Raw genomic sequence first — 13,475 nt, 5'->3', positions numbered from 1 at the left:
CGCCGCCCCGGCCTGTGGGCGGGGGCGGCGGTCGGTGCGCCGTCTGCGGGTTCGATCCGTCGAGTGCCCCGCGCCGTCAGCCGCGCACCGCCGGGGCGGCGGCTTCCGGCTCGCTGTGGGCCGGCGCCTCGGCCGCACGGGGCAGGCCGGTCACGCGGCCCGCGCGCCGGGCCGGGACGAGCAGCGCGGCCAGCGCCGCGCCCAGGCAGAGCAGGGCGAGCAGGCCGAAGCCGTGCGTGTAGCCGGAGTCGTAGGGCAGACCCGAGGGCTGCAGCCGCCCGGTCACGAGCACGCTGGTGACCGCGGCACCGATGGAACCGCCGATCGTCCGGATGTTGGCGTTCATCCCGGTCGCCGCGCCCGTCTGCTCGATGGGGACGCTGCCCACGATCAGCTGGGCCATCGAGGCGAAGGCCAGTCCGATGCCCAGGCCGAACACACCGGAGACGAGGGCCACCTGCCACTGCTGGTCGTGCCAGAGGGTGAGCATGCCGCAGGCGACCGCGCCGAGAGCGGCACCGGCGGTGAGCAGCGCCTTGGCTCCGAGCACCGGCTCCAGCCGGCCGCTGAGGACGCCGGAGCAGAACATGGCGATCAGCATCGGCAGCATGAGCAGTCCGGAGACGGTGACGGACGCGCCGAAGCCGTATCCGGCGCTGCGCGGCGTCTGCATGAAGCCCGGCAGGAAGGACCAGATCGAGTACATTCCCGCGCCGAACAGCAGGGCGGCGGTGTTGGTCGTCCATACGGCGGGGAGCCGCATCACGCGCAGGTCGATGAGCGGGGTCCTGGAGCGTGCCTCGGCCAGCAGCCACAGTGCGAAGAGCACCACCGCGGCGACGAACAGACCGATCACCCGGGCCGATCCCCAGCCCCACTGGGTCGCCTGGCTCAGCGGCAGCAGCAGGGCCACCAGCCATGCCGACAGCAGCACGGCGCCCAGCCAGTTGACACGCCCCTCGGCCCGGTTGGGCGACTCGGGCACGAAGCGAAAGGCGATCAGTGCGGTCGCCGCGACGACGGCGACGGGGATCCAGAACAGCCAGCGGTAGTCGAGCGCGGACACGATGGGGCCGGCCGCGACGATGCCGACGCCGCCGCCGGCGGCGATCACCGCGGACAGGTTGCTGATGCTCCCGCTCACCTCGCCCGGGGCGAACTCGTCCCGGATGATGCCGAAGGAGAGGGGGAACAGCGCGCCGCCGGCCCCCTGGATCACCCGGGCCAGAATCAGCACGCCGATGTTCGGGGCGAGCGCGGCGACCAGACAGCCGGCCAGCACGGTCAGCAGGACGGCGACGAGAGTGCGCTTCCTTCCGGCGAGGTCGCCGACCCGGCCGAGGATCGGGGTGAAGATCGAGGCGGACAGCAGATAGGCCGTCATCACCCAGGTCGCGGTGGACTGTGAGGTGTGCAGCGCATGCTGGACGGTCGGCAGGGCCGGCGCGATCAGCGACTGCAGCATGGAGAACACGCCGGCACCGGTCGCCAGGACCGCGAAGGTGAGGCGGGTGGACTTGCGGGGCATCAAAAGCCTCTCCGAACAGGGTGCGGCCGAAATCGTCCGGCCACGGTCGTACGGGCTCGGTCGCGCTGCGGGCGGCGCGGAGCACGCCGACGGCCATGGGCGGCGGTCGCGGGACGGGTGGTGGCACGGGTGGCGGCGCGGACTGCGCGGACCCGTCGTCGGATCGAAAAGGTCGAGAGGTCGCGCGCCTGCCGTGGATGCCTGCGGCCGCACGCCTCCACGACGGGCGCACCTCGACTGCTAAAGTGGAGGTACACCTCCAGTGTAACGGAGGCACACCTCCGCTTCAAGCTCGTTCCGGCCAGGGAGGCACACGTGTCGGTTCAGCCGTTCCCCGTCAGCGAGATCGTCGCGTCTCAGCGACCGCACCGGAAGGACGCCGCCCGGAACTACGACGCCCTGATCGCCGCGGCACGCGAGGCCTTCGCGGAACACGGCGCGGAGGCCTCGCTGGAGGACATCGCCCGCCGCGCCGGCGTCGGCATCGGGACGCTCTACCGGAACTTCCCCACCCGTCGCCATCTGTTCGAGAGCGTGTACGCGGGCGAGGTGAACGATCTGTGCCGGGTGGCCCGGGAGGTCGCCGGACTCGAGCCGTGGCAGGCGCTCACCTCGTGGCTGCGCCGCTTCGTGGACTACACGGTGACCAAGCGGGCGATCCGTGAGGCCATGGACGACGAGTCGGACGTCTTCCTGGCCTGCCGGGAGTCCATGTACCAGGCCGGCGGCCCGCTGTTCGAGCAGGCACAGAAGGCGGGCGAGGCCCGTACGGACATCGGCTTCGACGACCTGCTGCGCATGGTCGCCGGAATCACGGCGACGAACTTCCTCGACAACGCGCAGCGGGACCGGGTGCTGGCCGTGGCCCTGGACGGGGTCCGGGCGACGGCCCACTGACCCGGCCCAGAGGCCGCGGACCCTCCCCTTACTGGTTCCAGCTCTCGTCGTACGGGTCCTTGGGCTCGGGGACCGGCTTGGCCTGGATGACGTCCAGGAACGGGATGATCCCGCCGTTGACCGGGTCCTTGGTCCGCCTCCCGGTGTAGGTGCCGGTGACCTGGAGCCAGGAGTCCGGCTGCAGCACGGGCGGCAGCTTCCCCGACAGACCGATCTTGACCGGCTGGGCGTCGGCGGCACAGCAGTTGAGGGCCATACGGACGAGGTAGGGCGTACCGCCGGGGTCGAGGGCGACGAATCCCGTGACCTCGACCTTGCGGTCCCCCAGGGAACGCCCGTGCCCGTACGCCGCGCGACCTGCGTAGTCCACCAGGCTCAGCGGGGCCGGATCGCCCGACGGCAGGGCCGGGTAGGCCAGCGGCGGCTGGAGCGCCGTACCGGAGCGAAGAGCGCTGTAGGAGCCGAGTGCGGGCGGGGCGACCAGGATGAGGGCGAACAGGGGGAGCACGAGGAGCCAGGAGACTCGGGGCTCGCGGTGACCGTGACCGTCGCCGTCGCCGTCGCCGCTGTGACCGTCGGCGTGGCCCTCGGGCGTACGGCCCCCGCTGTGCTGTCGCCGGGCCGCCCGCCCCCGGCGCAGCTCGTACCAGGCGGTGGCGGCGGACGCCGCGATCAGGACGGCACCGGCCGCGAGCAGCAGCGGCTGCAGCCCGGCCTTCACATAGCGCAGGTACAGGCTGGTCGTTCCGGCGTGCAGCATCGCCCCGCCGAGCAGGAACAGGACGGCCGCCTGTGCTTGACGGTTCACAGCAGCGCCGCCCCGACCACGACCGACACCAGGATCGCCAGTACGAAGGTGGCGGGCGCGAACCGCAGCGCGAAGGCGCGTCCGAAGGTGCCGGCCTGCATCGCGAACAGCTTCAGGTCGATCATCGGGCCGACCACGAGGAACGCCAGCCGGGCGGTGAGCGAGAACTGCGACAGCGACGCCGCCACGAAGGCGTCCGCCTCGGAGCAGATGGACAGCAGCACCGCGAGGACCGAGAGCGCGAGGAGCGCCACCACCGGATCGCCCGCCGCCGTACGCAGCCAGCTCGCCGGCGCCACGGCCTTCAGCGTGGCCGCGGCCATGGCTCCGACGACCAGGAATCCGCCGGCGTGCATGACGTCGTGGCGTACGGAGTCCCAGAATGCGGCGCCCTTGCTCTGCCCCTCGTGCGAGGTGCGGGCCGGCGGCCGCAGCCAGTCGGTGCGGCCGAGGCGCTGCCACAGCCAGCCCATCGCGCATGCCACGAGCAGGCTGGCCGCGAACCGGGCCAGAACCATCTCCGGGTCGCGCGGGAACGCGACTGCCGTGGCGGTCAGCACGATCGGGTTGATCGCGGGAGCGGACAGCAGGAAGGCCAGCGCCGCCGCGGGCGTGACGCCCCGGCGCACCAGGGCCCCGGCGACCGGCACGGAGGCGCATTCGCAGCCGGGCAGCACCGCTCCGGCCACCCCGGCGACCGGCACCGCGAGGGCCGGCCGCTTCGGCAGGGCGCGGGCGAAGAACGACGGCGGGACGAACACCGCGAGGGCCGCCGAGAGCAGCACACCGAGGACGAGGAAGGGCAGCGCCTGGATGACCACGGCGAGGAAGACGGTCATCCAGCTCTGCATCACCGGAGCGCCGAGCGCCCGCCGGATCGGGCCCTGTCCGACGACCAGCAGGAGCAGCAGGAGGATCAGGCCGTGGGAGGAGGTGAACCGGCGGTCCTGCGGAGCCTCCTCGTCGCCCCGTGGCCGGTCGACCGGCGCCGGCGGTGCTTTGACGATCGTCACGAGCGGGGTACCTCCGGGGCGGCTGGCGGCGCGGGGGTCTCACCCCCTCGCCTCCTGTACGTCGTCCCGGGTGCCGCGTCTCACCGCGGGCCCGGGACTTTACCGCTCGATGACCCTTTCCGTACCCGTTCAGCAACCTTTCCCACGGGACAGTTGCGGCCGCCCCTGCGCGGCCGGGGCGTGCCGCCGCCTGAAGAGGGACGGCAGGCTCGGCGCCGTGAGGAAGCCCTCGGCACGCGCGCTGGCGATCCCGATGCGCGGGATGTCGCTGCTCTTCTCGAACAGCAGGAAGCGGGGTTCCCACACCGGCCGGTACTTGGCGTTGGCGCGGTAGAGGGACTCTATCTGCCACCAGCGGGAGAAGAAGGTCAGCACCGAGCGCCACAGCCGCAGGACGGGACCCGCCCCGAGGCGGGAACCGCGCTCGAAGACGGCGCGGAACATGGCGAAGTTGAGCGACACCCGTTCGATGCCGAGGTCGCGGGCGCGTGTCAGCAGCTCGATGACCATGAATTCCATCAGGCCGTTCTCGCAGCCGCGGTCGCGCCGCATCAGGTCGAGGGAGAGGCCGTGCTCACCCCAGGGCACAAAGCTGAGCAGGGCCCTGGGCTCACCTTCGGCGTCGCGGCACTCCAGCATCATGCAGCAGCCGTCGGCCGGGTCGCCGAGGCGGCCCAGCGCCATGGAGAAGCCGCGCTCGCTGCCGCCGTCGCGCCAGTGGTCGGCCTTCTCGATCAGGGTGGCCATGTCGAGCTCGGGGATGTCGCCGTGGCGCCGGATCCGCACGGTGTACCCGGCGCGGCGGACCCGGTTGTGCGCCTGTCGCACGACCCGCATCGCGCGCCCCTCGAGGCTGAAGTCGGCGACCTCCACGATCGCCTCGTCACCCAGTTCGAGGGCGTCCAGGCCATGCCGGGCGTAGATCGTCCCGGCCTCCTCGCTGGCGCCCATCACGGCGGGCGTCCAGGCATGGCGGCGAGCCTCCTCCAGCCACTCCTCGATGGCGCCGGGCCAGGCCTCGGGGTCACCGATGGGGTCGCCGGCGGCCAGCGTGACGCCTCCGACCACCCGGTAGGTGATGGCGGCCTTTCCGCTCGGCGACCAGATGACGGCCTTGTCGCGGCGCAGCGCGAAGTAACCGAGGGAGTCACGGTCGCCGTGTCTGGCGAGCAGGTCGCGCAGTCGCCGTTCGTCCTCCTCGCCGAGGAGTTCCCGGCCGCGGGGGGCGCGGAAGCAGGCGTACAGGACGAGGAGGAAGGAGACGGCGATCAGGACGTTGATGGCGATGTCCACCCAGCGCGGGGCGTCCACGGTGTCGATACGGTCGGCCAGCGGGCCGACGCTGACCCCGCGCAGCAGCGTGTACGCGATCTTGTCGGTCAGGGAGGCGCCGGAGACCTTGTTGGTCGCGTCCACCAGGAGGGCGCCGAGGCCGCCGCTGACGAGGATGCCCGCCGCACCGACGATCAGCGCGAGCCGCGGGTTGGAGCGGTCGCCCACGGCACGGAACTCCTTGCGGCCGAGCAGCAACGCGGCCACGAACAGTCCGGTGAGCAGGGCCGAGATCCAGTTGAAGGCGTGCTGCCGGTAGCCGTCCTGGGTCAGGGCGAGTACGTAGAGCGCGAACAGCGGGCCGGCCAGCATCATGTTGAAGATCCACGCGGCCCGCTTGCGGCGGCGCATCACCAGCGCGAGGAACAGCGCGAGCGCCGCGGAGACCAGTCCCGCGGTGGCCAGGTACGGGGTGAAGAACTCGCCGACGTTGTGCTCGTGGACCTCTTCTCGGAAGGGCAGGGAGAGGACGGCAACGATGTTCAGCACGGCCTGCAGCCTGAGGTACCAGACCGTGGCCGCGGCCGCCCCGGGGCGCAGGCGCGCGAGCAGGGCCGAGCCCTCCCCCGCCGTACCGCGCGCATGCTGGTCGCGCTGCTGGGGGATCAGTGGTTGTTGCTGTGCGGGCACCGCGATGACTCACCTTGACAAGAAGCCGGAGCGACCGGCGTGGACGGAAGCTGACACAAGAGTGCGGGACAGTCTGCCCTCGGTTCTCCCGGACCAACACATCGACCGTACGTTTCGTAGGGGTAAAGCGGAGCCCGGCAAAAGGTAGGAATCAGGCAAGGGCGACCGCATGGGACATGAACCGGTTCCCCGGGCGGGGAGCCGTGGTATCACTACTGGGCCCGCTCCTCCGCGCCGACGACCCGCTCGAAGCCCACAGGCTCGCCCTCCGCGGGCCCGCGGTCCGCCCGCTGGAGATCGACATGCGCGAGCAGGAACGGCACCAGCGCCCGCTCCAGCAGGGCGCGCTCCCAGTCCGCACGGGCACTGCGCACCCCGGGATCAGCCTCCGCCCGATCGTCGTCACGGCCGTTCCGGCAGCGCGCGCGGGTCGCCAGAATCCAGCCGAGGTCCCCGAGGGCCGCTCCCGCCGTCACGGCGGCGGCGATCACCCCGGCCATCACGAGCCCGTCGCCGATGTGCGGGCGCACGGCGAAGGCCCGGAGGCCGAATCCGCACAGCAGGAAGACACCGGTGGCCGCGGCCCCGAGGCTCGGCACCAGCACCGCGAACACGGGCAGGAGTCTGCTCTCGGCCCGGTTGTCGTCGCGCGACCGACGCCGTCGGCGCGCTACCGCGGCGGCACGGAGCGCGAGATAGCGGTCGAGTTCATGGGCTGCGGCACCGGTCAGCCGATCGCGCGCCTGAAGCGCCTGCGAGCGCAGCCATTCGCGCATGGGGGCGGCGCCGATCGCGGCCGCGACCTGCGGATGGTCCAGGGCCCGGTCCACCACCGACTCGAAGACCGGGCCGCTCACGGGTGACGGCTCGTCTGGCTCCTGCACGGATCCCCCGATCGGCGACAACGCGCCGGCCGCTGCCGGCCGGCGGACGAACGAGCCAAACCCTACAACATGTAGGACATCCGCCAGGGGAAGTGCGAGGACACGCCGTACACCAGGAGATGAACTGCAGTGGGATCATCGGCTCAGTGCTCGCCGGTGGGATGCGCGTCCAGGCCGGTGCACGCCAGCTTGCCGTCCACCTCGGCGCACGCCTCCACTCCTTCTGGTGAAGCCACGGCGAGCATGGGGCTCGCCGTGCCGCCGGAACCGTCCCCCGGGTACGCCGCCGACAGCACGTCACGTCCTGAGTGGACGGAGATGACGCGGGCGTCCGAGGCCTGGGCCTGGACCTCGGCCCAGGCCGCGCCGCAGGACGGGGAGTACTCCAGCCGCACCGCGTAGGAGGCGGCCCAGACCGAGCTCTTCGTCTGTGCGTCCCGGTCGCATGCGGCGACGTCGGGCAGCTGCCCCTGACAGGAGGCGCCCCGGCACCTCGGCGAAGCCGCCACCTGCCGCCCGCCGGGCGCACCGGAGCGGTGGGCCGTGACGAGGGTCATGGACACGGTGGCGACGGTGACGATCAGGGCGAGTGCGGTGAGCGGCGGTCGGCGGAGGCTGAGGAGCCATCGCCCCGGTCCCTCGTGACGGGCCGGGGCGTCCACGGCGGGCGGACGGTCGGCCGTCTCCCACAAGGCCAGCAACGGGGCGGGATCCGCGCCGGCGAGCAGGGCGAGCGCCTCGACCGCCGAACGGGGAGGCCGCTGAGCGCCGTTGAGATACCGGTGCCAGGCGGATTTGCTGTAGGGGGTGCGCGCGGCGAGGGCCGCGAGGCTGAGACCGGTTCGTTCCTTCAGATCGCGCAGTTCCGTCACGAACGGCCCGTCCGTCTGCGGGGGCGGGGTGGCCGCCGCCCGCGAGACCCACGCCGTCCGCGCTGCGCCGGCTTTCACCTGGTTCCCCCGAGGATGCCCTGGCCTTCAGGCTGGGGAGGAATCGGACTCCTGCGGAGCAGGGCAGGCAACGGGGTTTCGCCTCCAGGGCGAAAACCCGTCCACGCGACCGGGTAAGCTGCTCGGTGTGCGTTGCGAGAACCAAGCGCGCACACCGTGCCGAGCGAGAGCCAGGCTGGCACAGCAACTCCTTTGCTTATAGTACCGAACCGGGCAGGTTCCGACCCGGCTGGTGTTGAGGGTGTAAGACCCGTAGGTCCGCTGGGCCCGCAGGCAGCCTGAGCCAGGAATCCCCCTGCTTCAGCGGAGGGAGGGTTCAAGGTCTGGGTCCTTGGGGATGTCGCATGACCTGTCCCTCAACGCCGATTCCATTTTGGGCAGTTCGCCCCTGTTGTCGGGATGTGTTCCCGTCAATATAGGGCCGCCACACATTGGTTCCGGAAAGAGATCGGCAAACCATCAAGTCGGTGACACACGGACAGCCTGCCCGGACACCCTCGGGTGTCCGGGCAGACCGCATCTTCGGGAGAGATCGGGACGGGGCGCGTCAGCACCAGGGCACGGCGCTCCGCGCACGGACGTAGTGGGCGGACACATACCCCCTTCCACCCGCGAGCCTGTACCAGCGCCCGTTCCCGTAGACGTACGAGCCGTGCTTCTTGCAGACCAGCAACAGCCGACCCTGGGCGTGACGGTGGCCGACCACCCGGTACCCGAGGCCGGGACCGGAGCGGATGTTCAGCCGGACGTGCCGCGTGGTCACGCGCCCCACGACCCGCACGGCACCACGGTGGTAGGCAGTGCCGGTGATGTGGTGGGTGCGGCTCGCGTGACGAACGTGACGAAGATGTCGCGCGCGCTTGAGGTGGTGATGGCACCGCTTGGAGTGGTGTGCCCGGTGACGGACCGGTGCGTGCCGGGCGGGGGCGACGGGGAGCAGCGTGTGCGGACGGTGCGGGACCGTCGCGACGACCGGCGCCGGAATGGCCTGGTCGCCCTCGACGGCCACGGCCGCCGTGGGCACGAGCGCGAAGAGCGCGACCGCGGCCACCAGGCCGCCCTGCAGTGTCCGACGAATCATGGAAACCTCCGTGCTGACAGTGCGATCACGAAGCGTGATCTCACGACGCCCAGCGTTTCCGTGGCGGCGGCCGGGAATTCCGTTTCGCTGTTCCGGACAGCGCGAGGGACGTCCCACGGGACGGGACGGGCAGCACGGGCGGGCGTCGCCACCCGCCCGGGACGCCCGCCCTACCGCGCTCGCGCCGCTCCTACGCGCTGCTGCCGGCGAGCCTCCACTCCCGGTGCAGTGCGCCGAGCGGAACGGTGTGCCGGACAACGGGCGTGCCGAACACGGCCAACTGCACCTGCAGCGCCCCGCTCAGGTCGACACCGCCGTACAGGGCCCATGACCCGAGTACGGCGGCCGTGGGCTGGGTGCCCGAGCCGGCGGCGGCCGTCGCCGTCGCCGAGGCCTCGCCCCGCAGATACGGTGCGAGGTCGGCGGTGACGCCCACCGCGCCGTACAGACCCACTGCGGCCTCCGCGCCGAGGACCGCCTTGACGCCGCCCGCGGTCGTGACGGAGGCGCGGACCGGGGTGCTCGTCATCGTCGACTCGTTCACGGGCGTCCAGCCCTTGGCCGCGCCGAAGGTGCCGCCGGCCTTGAAGTCGCCCTTGAGGTCCTGTTCGACCGAGACGGTCACCCGGCCGTCGCCGCTGATCTCGAAGTAGCAGGTCAAATCGAGGTTGACGACAACGGGGATGGGGCCTACCTGGAGGACGGGATCGGCGTGGAGCTTGGCGAACGGCACCCGCACCGGCTTCGCGGACGCCGAGGCCCGGCCCTTCAGGGACCACTGCGAGGTCCAGTCGCCCGAGACCCCGAGGTACGCCGAGGCGGGCCCGGCGGGCCCGGCATCCCCGGCGGAGGCGCCCGAACCGCCTCCCCCGTAGGAGAAGTCGACCTCGGGCGCGACCTGGACGTATCCGGCCACGGTCGCGTTCGCCGGCACCGGTGCACCTGCGGCCACGGGCACATCGGCCTGAACGTCCACGCGCAGGCTGCCCAACGGGACCTTCGTGCCCTCGGGTCCGGAGTGGAGGTCGCCCGTCTTGGCCCAGGAGACCTTCACATCGGGCAGCAGCCGTTCGATGTCGAAAGATGCCGGGTCCACCGGCACCGCGCCCTTGGCATCGTCGTCACCGAGCAGGGCGTCGAGGGTGGTCGGCGCCGTCTGCACCTCGGTGCCGTCGCCCTTCTCGCCCAGCACCTCGGTGACCCTGGCGAGCAGACCGTCCGGGGCGCCCGGCGCGGGCGCGCTGGCGATCACGTCGCCGACCGCGATGCGCCCCGACTCGGAGGAGCCACTCGGGGAGCTCGAAGGAGTCGTTGTGGTGGGGGTACCTGACGGAGGGACAGTTCCTTTACTCCTATGGGAGATGACGGCCCGCCGGGTGTGACGGTCGTACGAACTTACTTTGAGCGTGCTCGGCCGGGCCTGTCCGCCGCTCTTGCCCGGCCGAGCGAGTGCGGTCGGCGTCGCGGCGGGTGCGGCGGCGACAGCGAGCGGGCGATCGGTGTCGCTGGTCGCCTGCACGGCGGCCTCGGCCTGTCCGGCGCGCGCGGCGTCAGAGGCGGAGGACGGACCGGGGCCGGACGAGCAGCCCGAGGCGAGCAGGAGTGTGGAGGCTGTGAGTGCGGGCACGACGGCCCGCAGGCGCCACTTGCGGATTCGCAAGACCTGTCCTGAGGTGGTGGGGGGTAGCGGAAAAGACCCGCCGGTTCAGAAATACCGGCGAGTAACAAGATGTGAGCATGCCATGAACATGTGAAGCCGCATGCACATTCCGATCACCGCGGGGTGTGATGTGAGCCACGGCGTAGAGGGTTAAATGGCTTGTGGCAGAGGGGAGTTGGAGGTGCCTGCCCGTTGACCTGGTGACGGTCCCGCTCTCGAAGGAACCGTCACCGGGCCAGCGGTGCAGCGGAGTGCTGGGGGCATCCTTCAGGCACCGGTCTCCCGCACGCAGGACCGAACCGTCGCCGGGTCAACGGGCCGCCGTCCGATCGGAGGCCGGCCCCGCCCGTGAGCGGGGCCGACCCCTCACCAGGACCGGGTTACCGGGTCGACGTCCCGTCAGACATCGACCCCGGGACCGGGGCATGGCCGGCGGGCCGGCTGGTGAAGGCGCCGCGGCCCTGGGTGCGGCTGCGCAACCGGGTCGCGTAGCCGAACAGTTCGGCCAGCGGCACGGTGGCGATGAGCACCGTCGTGCTCGCCCGCGCCTCCGTGCCCGACACCCGCCCCCGGCGTGCCGCCAGGTCACCGAGCACCGAGCCGACCGCGTCGTCGGGCACAGTGGCCGTGACTTCCGCCACCGGTTCCAGCAGGACCAAGGCGCAGGCTCTGAGCGCCTGACGCAGCCCGAGCCGGCCGGCCGTGCGGAAAGCCGTCTCCGAGGAGTCCTTGGGATGGGTCGCGCCGTCGGTCAGGACGACGCGCAGCCCGGTCACCGGATGGCCGCCGAGCGGCCCCTCCGCCAGGGCGTCCCGGCATCCGGCCTCCACCGCCCGGACGTACTCCTGCGGCACCCGGCCGCCGACGACGACCGAGCGGAACTCGAATCCGCTCGCGGCACCACCGTCTCCCTCCGCCTCCAGCGGTTCCACATCGAGGACCACATGCGCGAACTGCCCCGCGCCGCCGTCCTGTTTGACGTGGCGGTACAGCTGCCCCGCCACCCCGCGGACGACCGTCTCCCGGTATGTCACCCTCGGACGGCCGACGTTGACGTCGAGACCGTGGGCGCGGCGGACCTTCTCGACCGCCACCTCCAGGTGCAGTTCGCCCATGCCGGACAGCACCGTCTGACCGGTCTCGGCGTCGGTGCGCAGGACCAGCGAGGGGTCCTCCTCGACCAGCCGCGCAAGCGCCGGGACCAGGCGGTCGCTGTCGGTGCTCCTGCGGGCCTCGACCGCGACGGAGACCACCGGATCGGCGACCACCGGCGGTTCCAGGACCAGCGGTGACCCCGGTGCGCACAGCGTCGAACCGGCGCGGGCCCGCTTCGGCCCGATCACCGCGACGATGTCCCCGGCCACGGCGGTCTCCAGCTCCGTGTGGCGATCGGCCCGCACCCGCAGGATCCGGGCGATCCGCTCGGTGCGCCCGGTGCTCGCGTCCAGCACGGTGTCTCCCTTCCTCAACGTGCCCGAATACACGCGCAGACAGGTGAGCCGGCCCGTGGCACCCGCGTTCACCTTGAACGCCAGCGCCGCGAACGGCGCCGCCGGGTCGGCCGCCCGTTCCTGCTCGGCGCCGCCCACGGTGCCGCGCACCGCGGGCACGTCCAGCGGCGAGGGCAGGTAGTCCGCGACCGCGTCGAGCAGCGGTTCGATCCCCCGGTTGCGGTAAGCGGAACCGCACAGCACGACCACGCCCTCACCGGTCCGGGTCAACTCACGCAGCGCACGACGCAGGGTCCGCTCGTCCAGCGTGGAGCGCGCGCAGAACTCCTCCAGTGCCGAGGGATCGAGTTCGGCCACGGCCTCCTCCAGCAGCCTGCGGCGTCGTAGCGCCTCGTCGTGCAGGGCGGCCGGCACCGGGCCCTCCGCGGCCGTGTCGCTGCCCTCCGTCCAGATCAGCGATCGCATACGCAGCAGATCCACCACGCCGGTGAAGCCGTCCTCCGCGCCGATCGGCAACTGGACGACCAGCGGGGCCGGATGCAGCCGCCTCCTGATGGAGTCGACCGCGGTGTCGAGGTCGGCGCCGGCGCGATCCAGCTTGTTCACGAAGGCGATCCGCGGCACCCCGTACCGGTCGGCCTGCCGCCACACCGACTCGCTCTGCGGCTCGACACCCGCGACCGCGTCGAACACGGCGATCGCGCCGTCCAGCACACGCAGCGAGCGCTCCACCTCGTCGGCGAAGTCCACGTGGCCCGGGGTGTCGATCAGGTTGATCCGGTGGCCGTCCCAGCTGCAACTGACGGCAGCGGCGAAGATGGTGATGCCACGGTCGCGCTCCTGGGGGTCGAAGTCGGTGACGGTCGTGCCCTCGTGGACCTCGCCGCGCTTGTGCGTGGTCCCGGTCAGGTACAGGATCCGCTCGGTGACGGTGGTCTTCCCGGCGTCGACGTGGGCGAGGATGCCCAGGTTGCGAACGGCGGTGAGGGGACTGATGGATTGACGGTGCAGGTCGGTGCGCACGGCCCATGGCCTTTCGGGATGATCCGACGGGGCGGCGCGATTGCAGGACGCACGTGGTGCCCTCCTGCCTGGAGGTCGTGGCGTCCTGCTCGGAGCAGCACGCCCGCACAACGCGTCCGTGACCGGGACGGGTTCGGACATCCGCCCGGGCCCGCCATGGCACGCACGGGCGGGGGCGGACAGAGATCAGAGGTTCGTCCCGGGCATCCGGTTCCGGC

General features: G+C 72.0%; 10 protein-coding genes. 1 reads left to right on the top strand and 9 read right to left on the bottom strand.

Annotated features, from left to right (window positions below; translation table 11 throughout):
* Window positions 1-76 precede the first annotated feature (76 nt).
* Entirely contained in the window at window positions 77-1,528 is a 1,452-nt protein-coding gene (locus tag ACWDA7_RS22435) for an MFS transporter (protein WP_450606003.1), read from the bottom strand.
* Window positions 1,529-1,843: 315 nt separating this feature from the next.
* On the opposite strand from ACWDA7_RS22435, the gene ACWDA7_RS22430 reads away from it, so the two are divergent.
* Window positions 1,844-2,425, top strand: a complete 582-nt coding sequence (locus ACWDA7_RS22430) for a TetR/AcrR family transcriptional regulator (protein WP_450606002.1) — start codon at window positions 1,844-1,846, stop codon at window positions 2,423-2,425.
* Window positions 2,426-2,453: 28 nt separating this feature from the next.
* Here the strand turns inward: ACWDA7_RS22430 and ACWDA7_RS22425 are convergent, their stop codons facing one another.
* The 8 genes from ACWDA7_RS22425 to fusA form a co-directional block, all read right to left on the bottom strand.
* The gene (locus ACWDA7_RS22425; RefSeq protein WP_450606001.1) at window positions 2,454-3,233 is read right to left on the bottom strand and encodes a TIGR03943 family putative permease subunit; all 780 of its coding nucleotides are present in this window, start codon (window positions 3,231-3,233) and stop codon (window positions 2,454-2,456) included.
* On the bottom strand, window positions 3,230-4,246 hold the full coding sequence (locus ACWDA7_RS22420; RefSeq protein WP_450606000.1) for a permease: 1,017 nt from the start codon (window positions 4,244-4,246) through the stop codon (window positions 3,230-3,232). Before ACWDA7_RS22420 ends, ACWDA7_RS22425 begins: the two co-directional genes overlap by 4 nt.
* A 129-nt stretch (window positions 4,247-4,375) precedes the next feature.
* On the bottom strand, window positions 4,376-6,208 hold the full coding sequence (locus ACWDA7_RS22415) for a phosphatidylglycerol lysyltransferase domain-containing protein (RefSeq protein ID WP_450605999.1): 1,833 nt from the start codon (window positions 6,206-6,208) through the stop codon (window positions 4,376-4,378).
* Window positions 6,209-6,420: 212 nt separating this feature from the next.
* Window positions 6,421-7,065, bottom strand: a complete 645-nt coding sequence (locus ACWDA7_RS22410; RefSeq protein WP_450605998.1) for a hypothetical protein — start codon at window positions 7,063-7,065, stop codon at window positions 6,421-6,423.
* Window positions 7,066-7,235: 170 nt separating this feature from the next.
* On the bottom strand, window positions 7,236-8,042 hold the full coding sequence (locus tag ACWDA7_RS22405; RefSeq protein WP_450605997.1) for a DUF2690 domain-containing protein: 807 nt from the start codon (window positions 8,040-8,042) through the stop codon (window positions 7,236-7,238).
* A gap of 547 nt (window positions 8,043-8,589) precedes the next feature.
* The gene (locus tag ACWDA7_RS22400; protein ID WP_450605996.1) at window positions 8,590-9,123 is read right to left on the bottom strand and encodes a hypothetical protein; all 534 of its coding nucleotides are present in this window, start codon (window positions 9,121-9,123) and stop codon (window positions 8,590-8,592) included.
* A gap of 190 nt (window positions 9,124-9,313) precedes the next feature.
* Window positions 9,314-10,777, bottom strand: coding sequence for a hypothetical protein (locus tag ACWDA7_RS22395; protein ID WP_450606006.1), 1,464 nt, complete (start codon window positions 10,775-10,777; stop codon window positions 9,314-9,316).
* Between the two features lie 386 nt (window positions 10,778-11,163).
* Complete coding sequence (fusA, locus tag ACWDA7_RS22390; protein WP_450605995.1) at window positions 11,164-13,257, bottom strand: elongation factor G; 2,094 nt, start codon at window positions 13,255-13,257, stop codon at window positions 11,164-11,166.
* Window positions 13,258-13,475: the final 218 nt, after the last annotated feature.

This window comes from Streptomyces sp. NPDC001156 (genome assembly GCF_053598275.1).
The sequence above is the reverse complement of the archived record's forward strand: the minus strand, read 5'-3'. Positions and strand labels throughout refer to the sequence as shown.

Bases quoted from the DNA above. Each gene is read 5' to 3' on its own strand.
- ACWDA7_RS22400 (WP_450605996.1), bottom strand. From the start codon at position 9,123: ATGATTCGTCGGACACTGCAGGGCGGCCTGGTGGCCGCGGTCGCGCTC.
- ACWDA7_RS22435 (WP_450606003.1), bottom strand. From the start codon at position 1,528: ATGCCCCGCAAGTCCACCCGCCTCACCTTCGCGGTCCTGGCGACCGGT.